Annotated in this window: 23 protein-coding genes and 2 pseudogenes; 16 read left to right on the top strand and 9 right to left on the bottom strand. The window is 68.0% G+C overall.

The features are described 5' to 3' along the window. The first annotated feature begins 123 nt into the window (after positions 1 to 123). The 7 genes from AB0I53_RS44680 (at position 124) to AB0I53_RS44710 (ending at position 6,784) form a co-directional block, all read left to right on the top strand. Positions 124 to 714 carry an ISAs1 family transposase gene (locus tag AB0I53_RS44680; RefSeq protein WP_358615948.1) on the top strand — a complete coding sequence of 197 codons (591 nt, stop codon included), beginning with the start codon at positions 124 to 126 and terminating at the stop codon, positions 712 to 714. Then, positions 711 to 914 (top strand): hypothetical protein, encoded by a 204-nt coding sequence (locus AB0I53_RS44685; RefSeq protein WP_358615951.1) that lies wholly within the window; start codon positions 711 to 713, stop codon positions 912 to 914. The genes AB0I53_RS44680 and AB0I53_RS44685 overlap by 4 nt, the downstream gene beginning before the upstream one ends. A gap of 97 nt (positions 915 to 1,011) precedes the next feature. Then, a complete protein-coding gene (locus tag AB0I53_RS44690) occupies positions 1,012 to 1,989 on the top strand; it encodes a polysaccharide deacetylase family protein (protein WP_358615954.1) in 978 nt (325 codons plus the stop codon). A 13-nt stretch (positions 1,990 to 2,002) separates the two neighbouring features. Continuing rightward, positions 2,003 to 3,544 carry an AMP-binding protein gene (locus tag AB0I53_RS44695; protein WP_358615956.1) on the top strand — a complete coding sequence of 514 codons (1,542 nt, stop codon included), beginning with the start codon at positions 2,003 to 2,005 and terminating at the stop codon, positions 3,542 to 3,544. Beyond that, on the top strand, positions 3,541 to 4,392 hold the full coding sequence (locus AB0I53_RS44700) for an enoyl-CoA hydratase (protein ID WP_190816449.1): 852 nt from the start codon (positions 3,541 to 3,543) through the stop codon (positions 4,390 to 4,392). Before AB0I53_RS44695 ends, AB0I53_RS44700 begins: the two co-directional genes overlap by 4 nt. A gap of 35 nt (positions 4,393 to 4,427) precedes the next feature. Then, a complete protein-coding gene (locus AB0I53_RS44705) occupies positions 4,428 to 5,972 on the top strand; it encodes an AMP-binding protein (protein ID WP_358615959.1) in 1,545 nt (514 codons plus the stop codon). Between the two features lie 47 nt (positions 5,973 to 6,019). Continuing rightward, positions 6,020 to 6,784 carry an SDR family NAD(P)-dependent oxidoreductase gene (locus AB0I53_RS44710; RefSeq protein WP_132493052.1) on the top strand — a complete coding sequence of 255 codons (765 nt, stop codon included), beginning with the start codon at positions 6,020 to 6,022 and terminating at the stop codon, positions 6,782 to 6,784. 441 nt (positions 6,785 to 7,225) lie between these two features. Here the strand turns inward: AB0I53_RS44710 and AB0I53_RS44715 are convergent, their stop codons facing one another. Further along, on the bottom strand, positions 7,226 to 7,576 hold the full coding sequence (locus tag AB0I53_RS44715) for a hypothetical protein (protein WP_358615962.1): 351 nt from the start codon (positions 7,574 to 7,576) through the stop codon (positions 7,226 to 7,228). A gap of 67 nt (positions 7,577 to 7,643) precedes the next feature. Between AB0I53_RS44715 and AB0I53_RS44720 the strand changes: the two genes are divergently transcribed. The 5 genes from AB0I53_RS44720 (at position 7,644) to AB0I53_RS44740 (ending at position 12,015) form a co-directional block, all read left to right on the top strand. Then, positions 7,644 to 8,798 (top strand): cytochrome P450, encoded by a 1,155-nt coding sequence (locus AB0I53_RS44720; protein ID WP_358615964.1) that lies wholly within the window; start codon positions 7,644 to 7,646, stop codon positions 8,796 to 8,798. Positions 8,799 to 8,900: 102 nt separating this feature from the next. After that, the gene (locus AB0I53_RS44725; protein WP_358615967.1) at positions 8,901 to 9,458 is read left to right on the top strand and encodes a hypothetical protein; all 558 of its coding nucleotides are present in this window, start codon (positions 8,901 to 8,903) and stop codon (positions 9,456 to 9,458) included. Further along, entirely contained in the window at positions 9,419 to 9,904 is a 486-nt protein-coding gene (locus AB0I53_RS44730; protein WP_358615970.1) for an FAD-dependent monooxygenase, read from the top strand. The genes AB0I53_RS44725 and AB0I53_RS44730 overlap by 40 nt, the downstream gene beginning before the upstream one ends. 112 nt (positions 9,905 to 10,016) lie before the next feature. Next, on the top strand, positions 10,017 to 10,259 hold the full coding sequence (locus AB0I53_RS44735; protein ID WP_358615972.1) for a hypothetical protein: 243 nt from the start codon (positions 10,017 to 10,019) through the stop codon (positions 10,257 to 10,259). Between the two features lie 178 nt (positions 10,260 to 10,437). After that, positions 10,438 to 12,015, top strand: a complete 1,578-nt coding sequence (locus AB0I53_RS44740; RefSeq protein ID WP_358615974.1) for an alkaline phosphatase D family protein — start codon at positions 10,438 to 10,440, stop codon at positions 12,013 to 12,015. Here the strand turns inward: AB0I53_RS44740 and AB0I53_RS44745 are convergent. Further along, on the bottom strand, positions 11,931 to 12,287 hold the full coding sequence (locus tag AB0I53_RS44745) for a hypothetical protein (protein WP_358615998.1): 357 nt from the start codon (positions 12,285 to 12,287) through the stop codon (positions 11,931 to 11,933). The genes AB0I53_RS44740 and AB0I53_RS44745 overlap by 85 nt on opposite strands. A 28-nt stretch (positions 12,288 to 12,315) precedes the next feature. Between AB0I53_RS44745 and AB0I53_RS44750 the strand changes: the two are divergent. Beyond that, a pseudogene (locus AB0I53_RS44750) lies at positions 12,316 to 12,568 on the top strand (histone-like nucleoid-structuring protein Lsr2); the annotation flags it as partial. Here AB0I53_RS44750 and AB0I53_RS44755 read toward each other — a convergent pair. The 3 genes and pseudogenes from AB0I53_RS44755 to AB0I53_RS44765 all read right to left on the bottom strand — a co-directional run bounded on the left by AB0I53_RS44755 (position 12,537) and on the right by AB0I53_RS44765 (position 15,322). Further along, positions 12,537 to 13,612, bottom strand: a pseudogene (locus tag AB0I53_RS44755) (IS110 family transposase). The pseudogenes AB0I53_RS44750 and AB0I53_RS44755 sit on opposite strands and share 32 nt — an antisense overlap. A gap of 205 nt (positions 13,613 to 13,817) precedes the next feature. Then, complete coding sequence (locus AB0I53_RS44760; RefSeq protein ID WP_358615977.1) at positions 13,818 to 14,042, bottom strand: hypothetical protein; 225 nt, start codon at positions 14,040 to 14,042, stop codon at positions 13,818 to 13,820. Next, on the bottom strand, positions 14,039 to 15,322 hold the full coding sequence (locus AB0I53_RS44765; protein ID WP_358615979.1) for a DUF4158 domain-containing protein: 1,284 nt from the start codon (positions 15,320 to 15,322) through the stop codon (positions 14,039 to 14,041). Before AB0I53_RS44765 ends, AB0I53_RS44760 begins: the two co-directional genes overlap by 4 nt. A 360-nt stretch (positions 15,323 to 15,682) precedes the next feature. On the opposite strand from AB0I53_RS44765, the gene AB0I53_RS44770 reads away from it, so the two are divergent. From AB0I53_RS44770 to AB0I53_RS44780, 3 genes are all read left to right on the top strand, one after another. Then, positions 15,683 to 16,897, top strand: coding sequence for a GRAS family protein (locus AB0I53_RS44770; RefSeq protein ID WP_358615981.1), 1,215 nt, complete (start codon positions 15,683 to 15,685; stop codon positions 16,895 to 16,897). Positions 16,898 to 17,400: 503 nt separating this feature from the next. Continuing rightward, positions 17,401 to 17,667, top strand: a complete 267-nt coding sequence (locus tag AB0I53_RS44775) for a transposase domain-containing protein (protein ID WP_358615983.1) — start codon at positions 17,401 to 17,403, stop codon at positions 17,665 to 17,667. Between the two features lie 403 nt (positions 17,668 to 18,070). Further along, positions 18,071 to 18,982: an IS481 family transposase gene (locus AB0I53_RS44780; RefSeq protein ID WP_358615986.1), complete on the top strand. Its 912-nt coding sequence runs from the start codon at positions 18,071 to 18,073 to the stop codon at positions 18,980 to 18,982. A gap of 143 nt (positions 18,983 to 19,125) precedes the next feature. Here the strand turns inward: AB0I53_RS44780 and AB0I53_RS44785 are convergent, their stop codons facing one another. From AB0I53_RS44785 to AB0I53_RS44800, 4 genes are all read right to left on the bottom strand, one after another. Then, positions 19,126 to 20,304, bottom strand: coding sequence for a 2-oxo acid dehydrogenase subunit E2 (locus tag AB0I53_RS44785; protein WP_358615988.1), 1,179 nt, complete (start codon positions 20,302 to 20,304; stop codon positions 19,126 to 19,128). Continuing rightward, positions 20,301 to 21,314, bottom strand: a complete 1,014-nt coding sequence (locus AB0I53_RS44790; RefSeq protein WP_358615990.1) for a transketolase C-terminal domain-containing protein — start codon at positions 21,312 to 21,314, stop codon at positions 20,301 to 20,303. The genes AB0I53_RS44785 and AB0I53_RS44790 overlap by 4 nt, the downstream gene beginning before the upstream one ends. Next, on the bottom strand, positions 21,311 to 22,291 hold the full coding sequence (locus AB0I53_RS44795; protein WP_358615993.1) for a thiamine pyrophosphate-dependent dehydrogenase E1 component subunit alpha: 981 nt from the start codon (positions 22,289 to 22,291) through the stop codon (positions 21,311 to 21,313). The genes AB0I53_RS44790 and AB0I53_RS44795 overlap by 4 nt, the downstream gene beginning before the upstream one ends. A gap of 88 nt (positions 22,292 to 22,379) precedes the next feature. Beyond that, positions 22,380 to 23,324, bottom strand: coding sequence for a reverse transcriptase domain-containing protein (locus AB0I53_RS44800; protein ID WP_358615995.1), 945 nt, complete (start codon positions 23,322 to 23,324; stop codon positions 22,380 to 22,382). Positions 23,325 to 23,339: the final 15 nt, after the last annotated feature.

Raw genomic sequence — 23,339 nt, forward strand, 5'->3', positions numbered from 1 at the left:
GAAGTCGTCGCCGTGCCCGCGTTGTCATCATCTCCTGTCCTGGATTGCCCGGTCGAGTCGGGCCCTGCCCGGCCCGCACCCGTCGTGGACGTCGGTTGGCCGGTCCCCCAGGGATTGCTGGAGGTGCTGACGGGCGTGGCCGATCCCCGCAAGCGCCGGGGCGTGCGGCACCGTCTGGCGGTGGTGCTGGCCATCGCACTGGCGGCCACACTGGCCGGGGCATGCTCGTTCACGGCGGTCGCCGAGTGGGCCACCGACGCACCGGCGGGTGTGCTGACCCGGCTGGGCGTCCTTCGCCGGGCGCCGTCGGAGTCAACGATCCGCCGTGTGCTGCAACGACTTCCCGGTGATGCGTTCGACGAGATGCTCAGCGCGTGGATGTGGCTGCGCACCAGCACGATCAGCGGACGGCGGGTCATCGCTTTTGGCGGCAAGACCGTCAAAGGAGCCAAGGACACCGCCGGCAAGCTGGTGCACCTGCTGTCCGGGTTGTGCCAGCGCACCGGGGCCGTTCTCACCCAGGTCGCCGTCGGCGCCAAGACCAACGAAATCCCCGTGCTCGCCACGCTTCTGGGCGGACTCGACATCACGACGCGGTCATCACTGCCGACGCCATGCACTGCCAGCGTGATACCGCCCAGATCATCCGTGATCGTGGCGGCCACTACATCCTCACGGTCAAAGGCAACCAGCCCACCCTGCGGAAACAAGTGAAATCCCTGCCCTGGAAAGACATTCCCTCCCTGTCCGTCACCCGCGAACGCGGCCACGGCCGCCAGGACACCCGCACCCTGAAAGCGACCGAACTCACCACCGGTATCGGATTCCCCGGCGCTGCCCAGGTCCTGCGGCTCACCCGCACCCGCACCGACCGCAAGACCCCCCTGCGTCCACCCCGGTCGTTCCGTATGTGATCCCGCCACACAACGGTGTATCAGCAATGGGCATTGGCATTGCTTGAGTCTGTCGCAACGATGGCACGAGTTTCGCTCGAACCCAAAGGAGAGTCCGATGTCGAAATCTTCTGGCGGTCTGCTTTCAGGCCTCGAAGTCGCGGTCACCGTGGACGACCAATTCCAGTGGACCGGGATCCCGTTTCCCGAAGGGCATGGTCCGCACACCGTGTCGAAGAAGATGATGAAGGCTTTTGAAGCCTATGGGGTTCCCGGTGTTTACGCCTTCAACAGCACTGCGCCGACGGAGGAAGATCCGCGCGTGCTCGACATCCTCGATGACTGGTGCGCCGCCGGGCACTACGTCGGCAACCACACGCACCAGCACATCAGCCTCAACTGGCTGGACGTCGACACCTACCTCCGCGACATCGAGACCAGCGAGCGGCTGTTGAGCAGGTGGATAGAGGCATCGCCGTCGCGCTACTTCCGCTACGCCTTCGCCATGGAGGGCGACAGCGCGACCAAGACGAGCCAGGTCCAGACTCACCTGAGCCGAAACGGGTTCCTGTCCTCCCCGGTCACGCTCTGGTTCTACGACGCCCAGTTCATGGTCGCCTATGACCGCGCCCTGCGGCTCACGGACCGGGCGGCGCAGCGCTGGATCGAGGACACCTTGGTCGACACCGCGATCGAGCAGATGGAAAACCAAGCAGCCGCGGCTACTGCCGCGCTCGGCCGGTCACCGGCGCACATCATGCTGATCCACGGCACGACGGTCGCCGGTGCGACCATCGAGCGGATCCTCGGTCGGCTCACCGAGGAAGGCGTCGTGTTCGTCACCTCGGAACGGGCGATGGCCGACCCTGCCAACGTGATCGGTTCGCCGGTGACCACCCGCCAGTTCCGCAACTCGACGCAGAAGTGGGCCGAGCACGCGGGCGTGTCCATCCCGGATGTTCCGCCGGCGGTGCTCGCCGAGGTGGAGAAGGCGGCTCCCATCGAGGGCATGAGTTACGACGAGGTTCTTGGCCGGGCGATCCAGGAGTGGACGCGCCGGGTGTCCTTCACTCCGGTTCCGGCCGACTTCCACTGAGAAGGGACCTGGCATGAGCGAACCGCGAATCCACTCAGGCGGAACTTCTCAGTCGCTGGAGACGCTGCGCACCCGTGCTGCGCGACTGGCATCGGCCCTCAACGCCGACGGGATCGGTCCGGGCGACCGCGTCGCCGTTGTCATGCGCAATGACATCGCGTTCGTGGAGGTGACGCTCGCGGTCGGGCTCGTCGGGGCTGCCCCGGTTCCGATCAACTGGCACTGGACGGGGGACGACCTCGCACACGCGCTGGCCGACAGCCGCTCCCGGCGCGCGGTGGTCCACACCGACCTGCTGCCGGCCGTGGAGTCCAGCGCACCCGGGCTGCCGATCATCGAGGCGGAGATATCGCCCGGGGTGCGGTGCGCCTACGGGCTGGCCGAACAGCCGTCCACCGGAAGGTGGCCGACGCTGTCGCAGCGCATCGACGACCACGAACCCCGCACCGAACCCTCACCTGCCGCCCCGATGAGCGTGATCTACACGTCCGGCACCACCGGGCGGGCCAAGGGAGTGCTCCGCGACCCGGTCGCGGTGGCCGACCGCCCGACGTTGCTGGCCAACATCGCGAAGCTGTGGCACCTGGCTCCAGCCGAGACGACCCTCATCCCGGCGCCGCTCTACCACTCCGCTCCGAACGTGCACGCCACCTTCGCCGTCGCGCTGGGCATGAACTTGCACATCATGCCTCGCTTCGACGCCGAGGAGTTCCTGCGGCTGGTGCAGGAGAACCGCGTCAACAGCGTGCAGATGGTTCCTACGATGTTCAACCGGCTGCTGCAGCTGCCCGAGCAGGTGCGGCGTTCCTACGACCTCTCCTCGCTGAAGGCCATCGTGCACGCGGCCGCGCCGTGCCCGCGGCACGTCAAGGAAGCCATGATCGGCTGGTTGGGTCCGATCGTGCACGAGTACTACGGCGGCGCCGAGGTGGGTGCCTTCACCGCCTGCGACACGGCGGAGGCCCTGAGCCGTCCGGGCACCGTCGGGCGCCCGATCCTTGATGCCGATGTGCGCATCCTCGGAGAGGACGGAACTGACAAGCCGGTGGGCGAGGACGGCATCGTCTACGGGCGCTGCTTCACCGGCTGGCCGGACTTCACCTACATCGATGACGAGCCCAAACGCCGTCGGATGGAAAGGGACGGCTACCTCACCCTCGGCGACATCGGCCACCTCGACGACGAGGGCTATCTTTACCTCAGCGACCGGCTCAACGACATGGTCGTCTCGGGCGGCGTGAACATCTACCCCGCCGAGGTCGAGGCGTGCCTGCTCGACATCGAGGGGGTCGCCGATGTGGCCGTGTTCGGCATCCCCGACCCCGACCTGGGAGAGGTGCTCGCCGCCCACATCCAGCCGATCCCCGGCGCGATCCTCCACCCGGCCGAGATCCGGACCCACGTCGGCTCCCGCCTGGCGCGCTACAAGGTACCGCGGGAAGTGGTGCTCGCCGACGAGCTGCCGCGCGAGGACACCGGAAAACTGTTCAAGCGCCGTCTCAAGCAGCAGTACCTCGAGGCGGCGGGGCACAACGGGGACGAGGGGGTTGCATGAGTTCGTCCGTGCTTCTCGAGAGCCCGGAGACCGGTATCGCGCGGGTGGTGCTGAACCGGCCCGAGCGTCGCAACGCGCAGAACCCCCAGATGCTCTACGACCTCGACGAGGCGCTGGCGATCGCGGTCCGGGACCGCACAGTCCGGGTGATCATCCTGGCTGGTGCGGGCCCCGACTTCTCCGCCGGACATGATCTCGACGAACGCGACTCGAGGATTCCCGGGCCGTCCGTGGCCACCCTCGAGGGCGCTTTCGACGCCGACGGGGTCGAGGGCAGGCACGCGTTCGAATGCGAGGCCTATCTGGGAATGTGCCGCCGGTGGCGCGATCTGCCCAAACCCACGATCGCCCAGGCCCACGGGCGTTGCATCGCCGGAGCGCTGATGCTGTTGTGGCCGATGGACCTGATCGTGGCCGGCGAATCGGCGACCTTCTCCGATCCGGTAGCGGCATTCGGGCTCAACGGTGCGGAGTACTTCACCCACGTGTGGGAGGTGGGCGCGCGCAAGGCCAAGGAAATGCTGTTCACCGGCGCTCCTGTGACTGCTGCGGACGCACATCGGCTGGGCATGGTCAACCACGTGGTCCCCGACGACGACCTCGCGGACTTCACCCTCGACCTCGCACGGCGGATCGCACGCATGCCCGAGTACGCGCTGCGGCTGGCGAAGTCCAGCGTCAACAACAGCCTCGCCGCCCAAGGCCAGGACGTGGCGCTGGAGTCGGCGTTCGCCCTGCACATCGCCGGGCACGCCAACAACCTCTCCCGCCACGGCGACATCATCGACCCCGGTGGTGTCGACACGATCCGGGCGCTGTCCCGCCAGGCGCCGGAGCGTGCGCCGTGACGAATCCATCCCGAACCAGCCCGCGGGAGGCAGCGTTGACCAGCGACACCCGTCCAACCATCGAAGGTTGGCTCGCCGAGTACGACGCACGGGACGCCGACGTCGCGTGGCTGCTGTGCGACCGGCACGACCCGAATGCGGTCGCCTTCACCTTCGTCGACGCCGACCTGCGGACGCACGACCTGACCTTCGGTGAGCTCGCCGAGCGTTCCCGCCGACTCGCCACCGTGCTCGCCGACCACGAATTGCGGCGCGGCAGCAGAGTGCCGGTGCTCATGGGAAAACGACCGGAACTCATCGTCACGCTCGTGGCGATCTGGCGCCTCGGTGCGGTCCACGTGCCGCTGTTCACCGCGTTCGCCACCGGAGCCGTCCAGCTGCGCGTCGAGGCGGCCGGCGCCGAGCTCGTGATCACCGACCGCGCGCAGCGTGCCAAGGTCGACCCGATTCCCGGGATCACGGCACTCGACGTCGACCAGTTGGAGCGGGCCGCTGCCGACCGTGAACCCCACACCGGGCGGGAGACGGTTGGCGGCGACGGCACATTCCTGCAGCTCTACACCAGCGGCACGACGGGGCGGCCGAAGGGCGTTCCGGTGCCGGTACGGGCGATAGCCGGGTTCCGGTCGTACATGCACTTCGCCATGGACGTCACGGCGGACGACGTGCACTGGAACGCGGCCGACCCCGGGTGGGCCTACGGCCTCTACTACGGCATCGTCACACCACTGGCCGCGGCCCGGCGCAACCTGCTGGTGGACGCCGGATTCACCCCCGAGCTCACCACGGAGGTCCTGCGACGGCAGGCGGTGACCAACTTCGCCGGTGCACCCACCATGTACCGGGCCATCGGCCGCAGCGGCCTCGTCGAGGGCGTGCGGCTGCGACGTGCGTGTTCGGCGGGAGAGCCACTGACACCTGACATCGTGCGGTGGGCGCGCGAGACCCTCGACGTCGAGATCCGCGACCACTACGGGCAGACCGAACTGGGCATGGTCATCGGCAACTGCGCGCACGAGAACGTGGCACGTCCGCTCAAGGACGCGTCGATGGGACAGCAGCTGCCGGGCATCGTCGCCGACGTCGTCGACGGACGGATCGCGGTGTCGACCAAGAGTCCGCTGTTCTGGTTCACCGGGTACCGGGGAGAGCCCGAGCGCACCGACGAGCGCTTCACCGGGGACGGCGCCTGGTACCTCACCGGCGACACCGGACGTGTCGATGAGGACGGCTACTTCTTCTTCACCGCACGGGACGACGACGTCATCCTGGCCGCCGGATACCGGATTGGACCGTTCGACGTGGAGAGCGTGCTGATCACCCACCCCGCTGTCGCCGACGTCGCCGTGGTGGGGCAGAAGGACCCGGACGGTGTGCGCGGCGAAATCGTGGTGGCCTATGCCGTTCTCCTCGAAGGTGCCGAGCCCGGAGACGACCTCGTTCGGGAGCTTCAGGCGTACGTGCGCGAGCGTTACTCGGCCCATGCCTACCCCCGACTGATCCGGTTCGTGGACGCGCTCCCCAAGACACCCAGCGGGAAGGTGCAGCGGTTCAAACTGCGCGAGCTTCACGCTGACTGACGAACGCACTCGCCAGCTTCCGAAATCCACGCGATTCCAGGAGAAACATGCGCATTGATCCGACAACGGCGGCTGTGGTGACTGGAGGTGCTTCTGGTCTCGGCGAAGCGACCGTGCGGCGCCTGTACCGCGAAGGCGCTTCGGTCGTCATCGCCGACCTGCCCTGCTCCTCAGGTCAGTCGCTAGCTGACGCCCTCGGAGAACGCGCGGTTTTCGTGCCCGCCGATGTTCGAGAAGAAGCGGGAGTGTCACGTGCACTCGATGCCGCTGAGGAATTCGGCGGGCTGCGAGTGGTCATCACGTGCGCCGGGATCGCGACACCGGGGCGGATCCTGGGAAGCGGCGGCCCGCTCTCGCTCGACGAGTTCAAACAGGTGCTGGACATCAACCTCGTCGGCACGGTCAACGTGCTCAGACTCGCCGCCGCGCGGATGTCCGCGAACGAACCGGTCGACGGCGACCGAGGCGCCGTGATCATGACCTCCTCGATCTCCGCCTACGACGGCCAGATCGGCCAAGCCGCTTATGCCGCCAGCAAAGGCGGTATCGCCGCGCTGACGCTCAGCGCCGCGCGTGACCTGGCCGAACACGGGATCCGCGTGAACACCATCGCCCCGGGCATCTTCGCCACACCCCTCATGCTCGGCCTTCCCGACAAAGCACGGAAAACCCTCGAACAGCGCGTACCCCATCCGCCCCGGCTCGGCACACCGGAAGAGTTCGCCTCGCTCGCCGCACACATCATCGACAACCAGATGATCAACGGCGAGGTAATCCGCCTCGACGGCGCCCTACGAATGCCACCGAAGTGACCGTGATCCCCAGGCAGCGCACGAATCCAGCCGGTTCCGTATGCCCGGCTGTTTCGCCTGGTCAACAAAGTGCCCCCGGTGCGATTCGAACGCACACTGTACGGATTTTGAGTCGGCTTCACGCTGTGGCTCTGGTGTATCGCCTGGTCATTGGGCGTGTGATCTCGCTCTCATGGTGCTCCGTGGGCATGATCGGCGACCGTTCATGCCCAAACCCATGCCCATTGGGGCCACTGTGGATAGTTGCGTGTGCGACGCTTCGCATAAGCGCTGTGATCAACATTCGCGGCGGGGTGGTTGATCCAGTTCGCCTTGCAGGCGGTCCAAGCCGGGCGCGAAGCGGGAGACAGGCGGCCCGGAGCCAGGCGGAGTGACTGTCAAGGGGTCCCCGTAGTACTCAGGAAATTTCGGGCGGATATGCCTGACCTGCACTGATTCTGGTCAGTGCGTGGTCATGCGGGCGGCGAGTTCCTCCGCGCTGGGTGTCCAGGCGCCGCGTTGAGCGTCGATCTCGTCCAGCCGGTGGTGGGTGCCTTCCTTGCTGGGCTTGAGGTAGCGCTGGAGGGTGCGGCGGTCCTCGTGGCCGGAGAGGTTCATCAGGTCGGCCTCGGTGGCGCCGTCTTCGCCGGCGTGGGTGAGCCGGGAGTGGCGCAGGTCGTGCAGGTCCCAGCCGCCGGTGGCGGTGCCGAGGCGTCGTTCGGCGCGCCCTGGACCCGCTGCCCCGCGAGTTTGCCCGTGCGCTTCACTCCGGCTAGGAGGACTACCCGATGACCGATCAGCAGGTCCCGTCATCCGCCTCGACCCGCTCGCGACCGACCACCACGGCGAAGCCGCCCGCGTGCGCCAGGCAGGGCCTGTTGTGCGCGTCATCCTCCCCGGCGATGTCGTGGTCTGGGCAGTCACCGACCACGCCGTGCTCGCCGACCTCGTCACCGATTCCCGCGTGTCCAAGAACTGGCGCAACTGGAACGCGATCCAGAACGGCGACATCGCTGATGACTGGCCGCTGATCGGCATGATCGAAGTCACCAACATGGTCACCAGCGACGGAGCCGATCACCACCGGCTGCGCCGACCCGTCACCAAAACATTCACCCGCGCCCGCGTCGAACACCTCCGCCCCCGCATCGAGCACATCGTCACCACGCTCCTCGACGCACTACCCACCCACGCCGACGCCAACGGCGTCGTGGATGTGCGGCAGCACTACGCCTATCCCATCCCGATGCAGGTCATCTGCGAACTCGTCGGCGTCCCCGAACCATGGCGCGCGCAGCTGCGGGACCTGGTGGACAGCATCTTCCGCGCCAACACCACAGCCGCGGACGTCGTGGCGACCCAACGCGACCGCCACGCCCTGCTCCGCGAACTCGTCGACCTGCGCCGCCGGGAACCCGGCGACGACCTGACCACCGCGTTGATCGCCACCAACGACCACGACCCCGACGCCCTCAGCGACGACGAGCTCATCGACACGCTCTGGCTGCTGCTCACCGCCGGGCACGAAACGACCCTCAGCCTGATCGTCAACGCCACCCGCGCCCTGCTCACCCACCTCGAGCAACGCGACATCACCCTCCACGGCGATGACAGCACCTGGGCCGCCGTTGTTGAAGAGACGCTGCGCTGGGACGCCCCGATCGGGAATTTCCCCGCCCGCTACCCCCTGGAAGACATCACCATCGCAGGCGTCACGATCCCGCGCGGCGAGGCCATCCTCGCCTGCTACAGCGGCGCCGGCCGCGACCCCGCACACCACGGCCCCGCCGCCGACCGCTTCGACATCACCCGCGAAACCACCAAACACCTCGCCTTCGGCGGCGGACCCCACATCTGCCTCGGCGCCCACCTCGCCCGCCTCGAAGGCACCCTCGCGCTGCCCGCCCTGTTCCACCGCTACCCCGAGCTCAACTTGGCCGTCGACGCAGGCGAGCTGGTGCCGTTCCCGTCCCTGTTCTCCAACAGCACGCAGGCCCTACCTGTGCGACTCACCGCGGAAGGCAGCACCGCATGACGGTCTGGTGGCGCCGACGCAAGCATCAAGCCAGCAGGTGAGTCCGGCGCCGATGGCCGCAACTCGATGATCAGCTCCGTCCACCCGGGCGGACTCACGTGTTTGGAAGGTCAGGCCGAAATGACGATCGCGACTCTTGCAGGGCGGGTTGTGGCAGTATTGCTAGGTGCGCTCGCCGCGGGGTGCACTGGAAACCCCGGCCTGGATTCGGAGAACGACCGGTTCAAGGCGCTCCCGCAGATCTGCGATCTGGTTTCCCCGCAGACGGCGACTCAGATGATCGGGGAGCGTTACCAGACCGGCACGATCGCGGTCGAAACCGGCGGCTACTGCTTGTGGACGTATCGAGATCTGGGATCCGAAGGTGCGCGCCCGCTGGAACGGAAGCTGTCCCTGCACGCCAGCCTGCACCGCAGCAACGACGAGATGTCCGGTGCCGGCGGGGCGTTGGAAGAACTGGACCGGCTGAGCGAAAACTCGCCGAACGGTTTCGAGCGCGTGTTGGGCTTCGGGTCTACACGGTGCGGAGCACCACCGGCGATTATGCGGGTAATGTCCATGATGGACGGTGCCAGCAACGAGCTGTTCAGTCCGAGGAGCACGCTTTCAGCAGCGGCCGGTTGGACGGCGAGGACGTCGAGCTCCTGCGCGAGGACCTGACGGCGATGCTGCACGAGGTGACCGAGGACGAGGTGGAGTACGTCTTCCACGACTTGATCTCCGCTCTGGAGCAGGACGAGCACGGTGTCCGGGTCGAGTTCGATCGCGGTGGTTTCCGCACTTTCGACTTCGTGATCGGCGCGGACGGAGCGCACTCCGCCGTGCGCCGCCTGGCTTTCGGGCCGGAGCAGCAGTTCAGCAAGCACCTCGGCCAGTACATGGCGATCTTCCCGACGACCAACTTCCTGGGCCTCGACAACTGGCAGGTCTGGTTCCACGACGAGGAATCCGGCGCCGGCGGCGTCATCTACCCGGTGCGCGACAACGCGGAGCTGCGGGTCACCCTCGGCTTCATGTCCGAGCCGGTTGCCTACGACCACCGGGGCAGAAGCAGATCCTCACCGACCGGTTGGCCGGCCTCGGATGGGAGACTCCGAAGCTCCTAGCGGCAATGGCCGACGCGCCGAACTTCCACTTCGACGCGATGGCGCAAATCCACATGGCCGCTGGACGACCGGCAGGGTCGCTCTGATCGGCGACGCCGGCTACTGCGCCTCGGTGCTGTCCGGGCAGGGCACCAGCCTGGCCCTGGTCGGTGCCTACGTGCTCGCCGAGGAGTTGAGCCGGTCCGACGTCGATCACACCGCCGCTTTCGCCGCCTACGAGCGGCGGATGCGCCCGTTCGTCGCCCTCAACCAGGCGCTGGCCACCGAGAACCCCGGTGGCCCCGCGTCCGAGGAGTCGGTGGACCGCGCCAAGAACGGCATCTCGCTGGACGTCGACGCGCCCGTCAGCGGATGAGCCGCCAGCGATCTTGGGGGTTGCCCGCTGCGGGACGCCAGTCCCTACCCCTCAGGTACATCGGGGGGACAATGCTGGTTCGTCTGTCGGCCATCTGGCGGAACTACCGTTCGTCCGAATTTCCCGATCATGCGTGGACGCACGCCGTGCGGACCGCGCACTGCCGAACAGGTGGCACATGTCAGAGAATCCCGGCCCCAGCCAAGCAACCCCGTCCCGCCGCAAGGTCCTGTTAGCCGGCACGGCAGCCCTCGGCGCGGCAGCGCTGGGCAGCACCGGTCTAGGTGCCGTCGCCAGCGCCTCCCCCGGCGCGGGAGTCAGGCCGATCCGCTCCCCGTTCTCGCTCGGCGTCGCTTCCGGTGACCCGCTGCCCTCCGGCGTCGTGCTGTGGACCCGACTGGCCCCGAACCCGCTCGCCGAGGACGGGCTCGGCGGCATGTCCGACCGGATCGTGCCGGTGCAGTGGCAGGTCGCCACCGATGAGCAGTTCCGCCACGTCGTGGCCGACGGTACCGAGATGGCCCGGCCGGAATCCGCCCACTCGGTGCACGTCGAGCTCGACCGCCTCGAGCCCGCCACCGACTACTTCTACCGCTTCCGGGTCGACGGCGAGCTCAGCCCGGTCGGCCGCACGAAGACCGCGCCGCGCTTCGGCGCGCGGCTCGACCGGTTCGCGTTCGCCTTCGCCAGCTGCCAGAACTACCCCGTCGGCCACTTCAGCGCCTACTCCCACATGGTCGAGGAGGACCTCGACCTGGTCGCCTTCCTCGGCGACTACATCTACGAGAGCGGCGCCAAGGGCACCATCGGCCGCGCGCACGTACCCGCGCGCGAGATCTTCGGCCTCGCCGACTACCGCACGCGGCTCGCCCAGTACAAGACCGACCCGGACCTGCAGGCCGCGCACGCCGCCTTCCCGTGGGTGGTCGTCTTCGACGACCACGAGGTGGAGAACAACTGGGCCGGCGACCGCTCCCAGCCGGACAGCGAGCCAGACCAGGACCTGGCGGTCTTCCGTCAGCGCCGCGCCGAGGCGTTCCAGGCCTACTACGAGAACATGCCGCTGCGCTCGACGCAGCGCCCGTCGGGCCCGAACATCCGCATCCACCGCCGGCTGACCTTCGGCGACCTGGTGGACTTCCACCTGCTGGACACCCGCCAGTACCGCGACTTCCAGGACCAGGCCAAGCGACTGGACCCCGAGCGCACGATCCTGGGCGCCGACCAGCGCGATTGGCTGCTGCGCAACCTGGGCGGCCAGACCGCCCGCTGGAACGTGCTGGCGCAGCAGGTCTTCTTCTCGCAGCGCGACTTCACCGCGGGCGACGACGACTCCTTCAGCGACGACGCCTGGGACAACTACGTGGTGGAGCGCAACCTCGTGCGCGACCAGTTGGCCAAGGCTTCCAACCCGGTCGTGATCACCGGCGACGTGCACGCCAACTACGTCGCCGACATCAAGGCCGACTTCGACGACCCGGCTTCGGCGACCGTGGCCACCGAGCTGGTCGGCACCTCGATCACCTCCAACGGCAACGGCGTCGACCAGAACCCCACCGACGCGGTCCAGCTCCAGGAGAACCCGCACATCAAGTTCATCAACCGCAATCGCGGCTACGTCCGCAACACCATCACGCACTCCGAGTGGAAGGCCGACTTCCGCGTCATCGACTACGTCGAGACCCCCGGTTCGCCCATCCGCGACCGCGCCCGCTTTGTGATCGAGGACGGCCGCCCCGGCGCCGGCCAGGTCTGACCGCCCGGGCGCGGGGGCGTTTTCCGCGCCCGCGCCCGGCTTTCAGCTCGGGGCTCGGTCAGCGGCCCGGAAAGCGGGATGACCTCGCCGGTGCAGCGGCCGTCCGGGTGCATCAGCCAACCGACCCGCTTGCGCGTCCGCAGGATCACCGAGCTGTTCAGGATGCCGCCCTGGGGCAGCGGGCGTTCGAGGCTGTCCTGCATGTTCATCAGGTCTGCCATGTCCGCCGTCCACGCGTTCACCATGAGGTTCGCCGACCCGGTCACCGACATGCACAGACGCACCCAGGAATCTTCGCGAATTGACCTGTCCATCGAAAACGCCGCCAAACTCCGCGACTCGCTGGCGTCTTTCGTGGCCAACGCACAGAAGACCGGTGGCCGCAAGCGCCGCCGCCAAGGCCGGCAACCCCTCTACTACGCCGACCGCGGCCGACCGCGAACGAAACCAGGCTATCCGAGATTGGGCCCGGAATCAGGGGATGCAGGGCGAATTTCAGGGTGTGGATGCTCCTATAGCTGTCAAGCAGCTGGAGCGAGGTCGGTTTGAGTAATGTGTGTGGTCGGTTGGGCGGTCAGGGCGCGGTAGACCTCGCGGGCGACGAATCGCTTGAGGCAGCGCATGATCTCCTTCTTCGACAGTCCTTGCTTGGTGCGGCGTTGCACGTAGGCACGGGTGCGCTCGTCGAAACGCATGCGGACCAAAACGATGGTGTGCAGGGCGTTGTTGGCGGCCCGGTCGCCGCCGCGGTTGAGGCGGTGGCGGTGGGTGCGGCCGGAGGACGCCGGGATCGGGGCGACGCCCGCGAGGTGGGCGAACGCGGCCTCGGAGCGCATGCGTTCGGGGTTGTCCCCGGCTGAGGCCAGCAGCTGGCCGGCGGTCTCCGGCCCGACGCCGAACATCTCCACCAGCGCGGGGGCCGCCTGCGTGACAGCGGGCCGATCTCCGCGTCCAGCTCGGCGATCTCGACGTCCAGGGCCTGGTGGCGGCGGGCGAGCCGGCGCAGCGCAGCCCGGGTGGCCGCCAGCGGGCGGGACAGGTCCTCGCCGGGCCGCAGCCGGGTCAAGGTGCGTATTAGCGCGGCCCGGTCCAGCCCAGTGGTCTGCTCACGCAGCATCGCGGGCGCGGAAACGAGCAGGCCCCGGATCTGGTTCATGGCCTGGGTGCGGGCCTTGACCGCGCTGCGGCGCGCGACCCGCAGGACGCGCACCGACTCGACCACACCGTCCCGGCTCTTGGGGACGCCGGTGGCCCGGCCGGACAGGACGGCCGTAGCGGCGGCATAGGCGTCGATGGGGTCGGACTTCCCTTTCGTCCGCCGGGTTTTGCGGTCCGGCCGGTCGACATCGACGACCGCGACCCCGCCGGCGGTGAGCACCCGGGCGAGTTCGGCCCCGTAGGCACCGGTGCCCTCCACCCCCACCGCGATGAGCGTGCCATGGGAGCGCATCCAGTCCAGCAGGTCCCGGTAACCCCGGATCGTGGTCGGGAACTCCCGGTCGGCCAAATGCCGGCCGACCGAGTCGATTACTGCGGCGTGATGGGTCAGACCGTGGGTGTCGACTCCGCCAGTGATCTCCGGGGCATCATGCGTCATGCTGGTCACGTCCGTCCTTGCGTATCCGTTCCGAGGGCGGCACGCGCCGGTCGGGCGGGTGGACAAGACAGTGACGGGGCTTCTGGACCAAGCTCCTATGAAGTCACAAGCACCCGTCCGGCCGCGTGCGTGGTGACGCCCCAGCGGGCCGACAAATCCCAAACAGGACAGTCAAGACGTCAGTCAGAGGGTGGGTCAGACCCGCCTACGGCGTCACCACGAACATCATCACTGTCAGAGGGGAAATCACCAGGTCTCCGCCATCGTCCAGGCGCACCGGGCCGTCACCGGCGGCCAGGACTTCCTCCAGCTCGCCGAGTGCCTCACCGAGCTCGTCCTCGGCTGCGGCCAGGGCGCGGGCGGGGTCGGCGGATTTGCCCACGAGCTGGCAGAACTCCACGCGCTGCGTCGCCCACTTGTCCGAGGTCACCAGGTAGGTGGCGGGTCGGAGTAGCGCCGTGAGCCGGGCACGTACACATCGCCGGTGCGCAGTCCGTCGCGTAACCCGAGCAGTGTGCACAGCTCCCAGTAGTGCCGGTAGGCACTGGTATTCCCGGACTTGCGCGCGGCGTCGAGGTAGCCGCGCCACCGCGTGGGCACGAACCCATCCGGCGCCTTGTCAGGGACGCGCCGGGCGCCGGTGGCGTTGAGCTCCCGAAGGATCTCCACCGCCTCCAGCAGTCCGGCCGCCGCGGTCCCGCCGGCGAACCGGACGGCGGCCAGGACCTGCGGGGTGAACTGCCGCAGGTACCCGTAGGAGCCATCCAGGGCAGCCAGGTGCCCGTGGTCGCGCGGCAGCCGAGGTGCGGCCTGCTCCCGTGCCGACCGTAGGCGGGGCCACCCGATCCGCTCGCCCCGGATCAACCCGCCGATCCGCTCGTCGTCGAGCCCCAGGTCGAAGATGATGTCCAGGAGATCGTCGAGCAGGGCCTGGCGGTCCTCTCCGGACTTCCCGCGCTCGGCCAGCGTGTCGCGCATCTTCCGCTCGGCCTTGCCTTCCCGCGCCGAGATGGCCTGGTCGAACAACCCCACGACCTCGTCGAGCACGTCGGTCGCCGACTGCGTCAGCAGCGTGAGCAGGATCGGGTAGCGGCGCTGAGGATCTCGCCGCTCCAGCGCCTGGGCGGTCAGCCTGCGGCCGACGGTGGCCAGGAACCGGCGCCGCTCGGCCGGGAGCACCGACAGGTCCAGGGCGTCGGCGCCCAGGCCGTGCAGGAACGCCAGTTTCGCGACTTCCGCCTTGATCGCGGCCGGGGATGCTTCGACCGGGCCGGTGGCCAGCCACCGCAGCCGTGTGGTCTTGACCTCGGGGTCGGTGACCAGCAGCCCGTCCAGCGCGGCACACCGAACGTCGGTGAACTCGTGTGCCAGCCGGGCGAAGGTTTCCCGTTGTGCTTCCTCGCGGGCGTGCGCGACCCGTTTCACCACGGTCACCGGTCCTGGCCGGATCACCCGCGCAGAGATCAGGTACTCGCACGCCAAGCGGAACAGCAGCGTGGGCGAGTCGTGCTCCATCGCTCGCGCAAGCAGGAACTCGTCGAGCTCCTTGAGCTCCAGCGTCGACGTCGGGCGCCAACCCAGGTACTGCGCGACCAGCCGCAGGTGCTCGGTGCGGGTCTTCGCCCGCCGGCTGTAGGACCGCAGCTTGACGGGGTCGATACCCAACTGGTCGGCCAGCCGGGCCACCGCTACCGGCGGTGCGGTAGACACCTTGTCCGGCACGAATCCCAGCCACGGCAGAGGGGAGCAGGCCGCTGCCAAAGCTCTTGAAGCGATGGCTGTTGAAGCGATGGCTGTTGTGACGGTGAGGAAGGTGAGGCGAGCATCGCGAGGGTGCTGTGCCGGTGCCGGGCGTCGTAGCGGCGCATCTGGCAGTGGTCGAGTTGGCCTCGAAAACCGACGGATGAGTGTCTCGGCGCAGTCACGATGTTCCTCATTTGCCCAGCTGTGCATTCTCCGGTGTCCTAACGGGCACTCCACGTGACCTCGCTCCCGACTTGTACGAAAGTCAGTGACCAAGTGGGATCACCTGGTGTGCCCAGGTGGTCGAAGTTCCCTAAGGAGACGACTGTGGCCAGCGCAGGACACCATCTCATCGGCGGCAGCACCACTGCGACGGAGACCACGGCACCCCCGCCCCGGACAGGCGCGGAGCCCCTGTCGCGGACAGGCGCGGAGCCCCTGTCGCGGACAGGCATGGAGAAGTTCGCCCTGCTGTGCGACGCCGTCGCCCACATCCACGCCGGCCGCCCCGCGCAGGCCCGTCCCGTGCTGGAGACCTTGCGGAAGCTGATCGGGCCCGAGGTGCGGCCGCAGGACGCGGCGTACGAGCTCTACCGTGCCGCACTGGTCAACCGTGTCGAGGAGCACGGCAGCCCCTCGGAGACCAACCTGTACACACAGGCCTACGACCAGCCGCAGATCGATCTGTACTACCTGCTCACCACCCACCTGCCGTTCATGGACACGAGCCGGGTCGTCAACGAGCTGCTCGCCGGGCAGGTGGGCGCCGCGGACGACTTCGCCCTGATGTCGGTCGGCATTGGGCACGGCCGCCAGGAGAGCGCGCTGCTGCACGGTCTCGCAGCCGGAAACCCGGGATTGCGTCACTGCACGGTCATCGGTGTCGACCCCGACCGGGAAAGCCTGGCCACAGCCGAGCGCACCCTGCGGCAGGCCACGGCCGAGCACGGTGTCGATCTGGACTTCCTCCCCGTGGCGAAGGTGGCTGAGGAACTTGACGATGACGACTGGATGAGCCTGTCCCGTATTGACGTCCCGTTGGTGGTCAACGCCTCTTTGGCGCTCCACCACATGCAGGACCCGAGTCCCGGTCACGACGCCCGGGACGAGTTCTTCCAGCGGTTGCGCATGCTGGTCCCGTGCGGGGTGGTGCTGAACGAGTTCGACACCGACCACCATGAGGTGTCCTTCCCGCAGCGGTTCTTCAACTCATGGCGGTTCTTCGGCACCATCCTTCGCGCCATCGAGGCCGCGCCTGCCACCCGGCAGGAGAAGGACCACATGAAGACGTTCTTCGCCCGCGAGATCATGAACATCGTCGGCTCGCGCACCGACGACCAGCGTTTCGAGCGGCACGAGGCGGCCGCTACCTGGATCAACCGGCTGCGCCGCTGCGGCTTCGAGCCTTACGGTGACGCCCCGGGGCTTCAGGTACCCTCGCTCCCCGCGGACTTCACGGTTCGCGTCCTGCCCGAGCAGGTCCGGCTCGGTTATCGCGACGCCACGGTCTGCTCAGTCATCGGCGCGCGTCCTGCCGGATGAGGCATCCCGGGGCCTGCGCGGTTGACCGCACCTGCCGAGCACCTGTCTGTGCTCTCCGCGGTTGCTTATCCATACCTCAAGTGGCGCTCGCGGCCTTCGGACAACCGAACGCGCGGCCTTGCTTGGTGAACACGCAGGAGGCGACGAACAGCGGGATGTCGGCTCCGGGTTCCGGCCGGGCCGTGCCGTTGCCGGCACTCTTTATGGCTGGGTGAGATCCGGGTATGCAGGAGCGGCTGGAAGCGCGCACGGCTGTACATGTGTCGGCGGTCAGCCAATTCCCCACCCGGAACGTCACGTAATGGGCCAGGGGGACGCTGACGCCGCAACCGTCGAGGACCTGGGGACGATGACCGTGCGTCGAGATCCCCAGGGCGCCGGAGGTTCCCGGGCCGCCCGATAGCCAGACCGTCGTTCAGGAGGGACGCCATCCGGTCCTGACGGAGGCCGGTCGGCTCCAGCAACGACTGCGCCTGCTGCCATCCCTCTGCGGCGTGTAGTTTGTGCTCGCCTTGAGTCTGTTCCCGCACCTGGGGATGGCACTGGTGTGGGAGAAGCTGGTCCACTCATGGGGCACTCGGACTACGCGCCCTACTGCGGCGGCGCTGCGGCATCTGCGGGCCCGGCCGGGGCCGACGCCGTTTCGCGCCTTGTTCGAGGTCCTGGCGGTTCCGCTCCTCGGTCGGCACGCCGGGCGTGGGCTATCGCGGGCTACGCACGGTGGCCTTCGACGGCTGCCACTCACTGCACATGCCGGACACCACCGATAACCGCGCCTGGCTGGGACGCGTCCGCGGGGGCCACTCTCGGCTTCCTGGAACGACCCAAACAGGGGCACTACAGACTTTCGCCCACTCGCTTGAGGGAGGAGCCCGAGCCCTAACTTCTCGGCATTGCGGAGCGCCGCCGAAGGCTGACTGACCGGACCAGCCGCACACTCAGTCCTTCGACGGGATCACTGTCGTCACCAGCGGCATCCGAATGCCGTGGATGAACTCCTTCATGGAGCACTGGATACAAACCTGCCGGCCCGACCGCTGGACCGCTCCTCATAGGGGACCGGCGCCACCTGCTCCACGCGACTACGGGCGCACGCTCGGCCCGCCGCCGGGTGTCGTATAAAACTGACGGAGATGCTTGACACCGGGGCTTCCTGATCATTAGGAGTTGCTGGTGAGTGAGCCCCAGTTGGACCGCCAGGCGCGTCGGCGTCTGGCGGTCCTGCGTCACGTCGAGGAAGTCTCCGGAAACGTGGCCATGACCTGCCGCTACTTCGGTATCAGTCGGCCGACGTACTACAACTGGCTCCGCCGGTACGAAGCCGAGGGCGTCGAAGTCGTCGAGAAGATCATCTATCTGCGGCAGAACTACCACTTCGGCCCAGAGAAGATTCAGATGTACCTCAAGCGCTACCACGACATCACGATCAGCAAGTCCGGTGTCTGGCGCATCCTGCACCGCATGGACATGGGCCGGCTGCCCGCGTCGCAGCGCTACAAGCGCCATGACCGGCGCTGGAAACGCTACGAGAAGCAGCGGCCGGGCCACCAGGTCCAGATCGACGTGAAGTTCGTCGAGCCGCTGCCCAAGGCGGCCGCCACCGGCGTGCCGATGAAGCCCGTAGGCCGGCGCGGGAAGTTCTACCAATACACGGCGATCGACGACTGCACCCGCCTGCGTGTGCTCAAGATCTACCCGCACAACAACCAGAAGACCGCGATCCAGTTCCTCGACTACGTGCTCTCCCAGCTGCCCTTCGCCGTCGAGACCATCCAGACAGACAACGGCGCAGAGTTCCAGTCAGCGTTCCACTGGCACGTGCTCGACAAGGGCATCCAGCACCGCTACATCAAGCCCCGAACACCCCGGCTGAACGGCAAGGTCGAGCGTTCCCACCGGATCGACGCCGAGGAGTTCTACCGGCTGCTCGACGGTGCCGTCATCGACGACGCCAACGTCTTCAACGCCAAACTCAAGGAATGGCAGGACTACTACAATTTCGACCGCCCACACGGCGGACTCGACGGACAGACTCCCTATGAGAGACTGCGCCAGAAGGCACAGACCGAAGCCTCGGCCGTGTAGTCGATCACCGTCAGCGGCACACATCACAGGGACCAGGTGGGTGCATAGGCAGCGATCACTTCCCCGGCACCCGCAGTCGTATGCCGAGGAGTGGGCTGCGGACGCCGTGCTCCGGCTGCCGCGCCGCGCGTGGAGGCCCCCTGTCAGGTCGGGGGCTCGCACGCCTTCTTTGGCGCGTCCTCGTCGCCTTCGGTACCGGCCGCAAGGGCGGCTGGTGTCTCCAGTGCTTGTTTGAGGTCGCCAAGGAAGGCCATCGCGTCGCGGCCGTTGACCACGCGATGGTCGTAGACCAGACCGAGGTACGTGAACCGGCGGGCTTCCGGCCTGCCCCGCTGGTCCAGGACGAGCTGTTCGTCGATGCCGCCCAGGGAGAGCGCGCAGGTCTGGCCGGGGAAGACGATGGGGGTGGCGAAGACCACACCGTCGGCGGTGTGCGAAGCGATCAAGATGTTGGCGCCGGTGAGCTCGTCGGCTCGGAAAGTGCCGCGGACGGCTTTGTCGCGGAATCCTGTTATCACGTCGGCGATCCGGGCGACGCTCAGCGCGGCGGTGTTGTGTACGACCGGGGTGTACAGGCCCTTTCCGGCGTCCACGGCCACCGCGACGTGTGCGCAGGGGGCGGGCTGGATGGTGCCGTCGTCGAGGAGCCGGGTGAACAGGCTTGGGTGCGCCGGGAGTTGGTCTGCCACCGACTTGATGAGGAGGCCGAGCAGGGAGACGAAGCTGCCGGTGCGCCGGCGCAGTTGCCGGGCGAGGTCCTGAGCCTGGCCGACGTCGACCTTGGCGTAGGCGGCGGCGGCCGGGATGGTGCGCATCGACTCGGTGACCACGGCGCCCACCGCCCGCTGCTGCGCCGACAGTTGCCGGTCGGTGGGGGCACCGGCTTGCGCGGGGCGTGGCAGCAGCGCTTCGATGTCGGCTGCGCGGATCACGGTGCGGCCCAGTCCGCGCAGTTCGTTGTCGGTCAGGCCGTGCTGGTCCGCGAGGGCGCGCGCCGCCTTGGTGAGCGTCAGGCCGGCATCGGTTGCCGGCTCCGGCCGTGCGGCGGGGTCGACGGCCGGTGCGGAGAGGTAGGCATGGCGTTCGTCCGCCGAGGCGAAGAGGTGGGCGACGGTCTGACCGGGGCGGCAGTCAGCGCCGCCTGCGAGGAGGGTGTGCAGGATGCCGTCGGCGGTGCTGTCGATCTCTTCCTGGGCCTTGGAGGTCTCGATCACCACCAGCGGCTGCCCTTTCTTGATGCGTGCGCCGTGCTCGGCGAGCCATTCGACCAAGACGTAGCTGGCGTCGTTGGTGTTGAGGGTGGGCAGCTTGACGCTGATCACTGGGAAGCCTCCGTGAGGGCGCGGCGGAGTGCGGTCGCCTGGAGCAGGACGGTGTGCTCCAGGTGGGCGGCGGTGGGGATGACGCTCGGTTGGGCACTGAGCAGCAGTACGGGGCGGGCCAGCCGTCGCCACAGGTGCTCATGCAGCTGCTGGGCGAGCATTTCGCCCCAGGTGCCGTCTGCCGCGCTGTCCTCTGCGACACAGATGCGGCGGGCGCGGGACACCGTCGCGAGCAGCGGTTCGACGGTGAACGGGTAGAGCCGGGAGGGCACCAGGAGTTCGCAGGTGACTTCCTCCTCCAGCAGCAGGGTGCGCATGGCGGCGACGGCTCGCTCGACTAGGCCCCCGGGGGCCAGGATGATCCAGTCCGGGTCAGCGCAGTCCACGGGGAACACGCGCGCGGTCCGGCTCGGGTCGTCGAGCAGCTCGTACCGGAAGAGGTCGTCGACGACCCCGCCCTGGTGCATCGTGCGGGTGTAGAGCGTCTTGTCCTCGAACAGCACGCACGGCTGCTCGCGGGAGAGCATGGCGGTGAGGACGTCCGCGTTGTCGTGGAACGGCGACATCTCGTGCAGGCTGAGCGCGGGGATGCCGATGAAGTGCTTCTGCAGGCTCTGACTGTGGGTCGGCCCGTAGCCCCGGTTGCCGCCGGTGGGGCAGCGGACCACCATGCTCATCGGAACGGTGCGGCCGTACATCGACACGGACTTGCTGGCGAAGTTCAGGAGTTGGTCGAAGGCGAGGGCGGCGAAGTCGGAGAACATCATTTCCACGACCGAGTGGTTGCCGGTCAGGGCGAGCCCGGCGGCGACGCCCACGATGCCGCCCTCGCTGATCGGCGAGGAGATCACCCGTTCCGGGTGGCGGTCCGACAGGCCCCGGGTGGCCTTGAAGGCGCCGCCGTACGGGTCGGCGATGTCCTCGCCGATGACGTAGGCGCGGGGATCGTTGTCGAGGAGCGTGTGCAGGGCCCGGTTGAGGTTGCCGATCACCCGCTCCGGCCTGGTCATGAGTGCTCCCAGCGGGACGCGGGGCGGGCCTGGACCTCGCGCACGGCCTCGGCGATCGCCAGTCGCTGGCTCCGGTCCGCCACGGCGAAATGCTCCGGGTGCTGCTCCTCGTACCGGTGGTACCAGTCGTGCGCGGCCGCGTGCCGTATCACCTCGGCGGGGCGGGAGTCGTCTCCCTTGCTGTGTGGGCCCACGCGGTTCGTGGTGAACTCCACCACCAAGGGCTGGTGTTGGGTGCGGATGTCGTCGATCACGCCGGACAACTCCCGGCGCACCCGGGCGACATCATGAGAGGTGACGTGGTGGTGCCGGATGCCGAAGGCCGCCGCGCGCGCCTGGATGGTGCCGGCCATCTGCCGCTCGGTCGGAGTGGACTGGGCGATCTTGTTGTTCTCGACCACGACCAGCAGGGGCAGCCGCCACAACTGGGCCATGTTGAGCGCCTCGTACACCGCGCCTTCGCCCCACGTGCCGTCGCCGATGTGCACCACCGCGATCCGTCCGGGCTCGGCCCGTCGCAGGTGCAGGGCGACACCCGCGGCCACCGGCAGGCTCTCGCCCTGTACGCCGGTGGACAGGTAGCGGTCGCGGTAGATGTGCTGGCTGCCGCCCACCCCGTGGCACACGGCGCCCTCGCGCCCCATGATCTCCGCCAGCAGGCCGTGCGGGTCCCGGAAGCGGGCCAGGTAGTGGCCGTGCCCGCGGTGGTTGCTGAAGACGTAGTCGCCCTCGTCCAGCAGTGCGTAGAGCGCGACGGGAATGTACTCCTGCCCGAGGCAGGTGTGCGTGGTGCCGTGCAGCAGACCCTGCGAGAACAGTTCCAGCACGGCCAGTTCGAAGTGACGGATCATCAGCAGGGTGTCGAGGTCCTCGGCCGGTAGCCGCGACAGGGGCTCCGCGCCTGTCCGGGGCGGGGGTACCGTGGTCTCCGTCGCAGTGGTGCTGCCGCCGATGAGATGGGGAGCTGCGCTGGCCACATTCGTCTCCTTAGGGAGAACTTCGACCACCTGGGCACACCAGGTGATCCCACTTGGTCACTGACTTTCGTACAAGTCGGGAGCGAGGTCACGTGGAGTGCCCGTTAGGACACCGGAGAATGCACATCCATCCCATTACCCGTTCCCAGGCGTACTTGGACAGGTATTGGAACGTCGAGGCGGACACCCCGGCCCGGAAGTAGGTGGCCCAGCCCCGCAGCACCGGGTTGAGTCGGCGCAGCAGGACCGCCAGGGGTTCGTTGTTGTTCTCCCGGCAGATCTTCTTGACCTTGGCCATGACGGCTTTGAGGGCTTTCTTGGCCGGGTAGGTGTAGATGTGCTGCTGGTTGGTGCCTCGTTTGCGGTGGCGCTGGATGCGCCAGCCGAGGAAGTCGAGGCCCTCGTCGATATGGGTGATCATCGTCTTGGTCTCCGACAGGCGCAGGCCCATCGGCGCCAGGACCGCCGCCACCACGTCGCGCGCCTGTTCGGCGTGTGCGCGGTCGCCGGACACCATGACCAGGAAATCGTCCGCATACCGGATCAATCGGTAGTTGGCCTGGCCACGCTGCCGTCGTTTGCGGCGCTCCCACTCGCGGGTGGCCGGGCCGCCCTCGACCTGGGCGAAGTGCTCGTCCAGGATCGACAGGGCGATGTTGGCCAGCAGCGGCGAGAGTATGCCTCCCTGCGGAGTGCCGGTTTCGGTGTTCCTGAACTGCCGGTCCTGGTTGAGGATGCCCGCTTTCAGGAACGCCTTCACCAGGCCCAGCACGCGCTTGTCCCCGACACGACAACGCACCCGGTCGATCAGGGCCGTGTGGTCGATCATGTCGAAACACGCCTCGATATCGCCCTCGACCACCCACTCATAGGAGTGCTTGGCCAAAAACCACGTCTCGGCGATCGCGTCCTGTGCCCGGCGTCCGGGACGGAACCCGTAGGAGCACGGGAGAAGTAGGGTCGGAGCGAAGCGCGGTGCCGGTCTTTCGATCCGGTCCGTTTCTCCGCTCCGCCCTCCGAACCCGGCGTGCAAGTTGTCCCTGCACCG

Source organism: Saccharopolyspora sp. NPDC050389, assembly GCF_040655595.1.
Classification (GTDB): Bacteria; Actinomycetota; Actinomycetes; order Mycobacteriales; family Pseudonocardiaceae; genus Saccharopolyspora.

What these genes read in the sequence shown, in the direction of transcription:
- AB0I53_RS44690 (WP_358615954.1), top strand. Translation starts at nt 1,012, where the DNA reads ATGTCGAAATCTTCTGGCGGTCTGCTTTCAGGCCTCGAAGTCGCGGTC.
- AB0I53_RS44695 (WP_358615956.1), top strand. Translation starts at nt 2,003, where the DNA reads ATGAGCGAACCGCGAATCCACTCAGGCGGAACTTCTCAGTCGCTGGAG.
- AB0I53_RS44700 (WP_190816449.1), top strand. Translation starts at nt 3,541, where the DNA reads ATGAGTTCGTCCGTGCTTCTCGAGAGCCCGGAGACCGGTATCGCGCGG.
- AB0I53_RS44710 (WP_132493052.1), top strand. Translation starts at nt 6,020, where the DNA reads ATGCGCATTGATCCGACAACGGCGGCTGTGGTGACTGGAGGTGCTTCT.
- AB0I53_RS44715 (WP_358615962.1), bottom strand. Translation starts at nt 7,576, where the DNA reads ATGACGGGACCTGCTGATCGGTCATCGGGTAGTCCTCCTAGCCGGAGT.
- AB0I53_RS44740 (WP_358615974.1), top strand. Translation starts at nt 10,438, where the DNA reads ATGTCAGAGAATCCCGGCCCCAGCCAAGCAACCCCGTCCCGCCGCAAG.
- AB0I53_RS44745 (WP_358615998.1), bottom strand. Translation starts at nt 12,287, where the DNA reads ATGTCGGTGACCGGGTCGGCGAACCTCATGGTGAACGCGTGGACGGCG.
- AB0I53_RS44790 (WP_358615990.1), bottom strand. Translation starts at nt 21,314, where the DNA reads ATGACCAGGCCGGAGCGGGTGATCGGCAACCTCAACCGGGCCCTGCAC.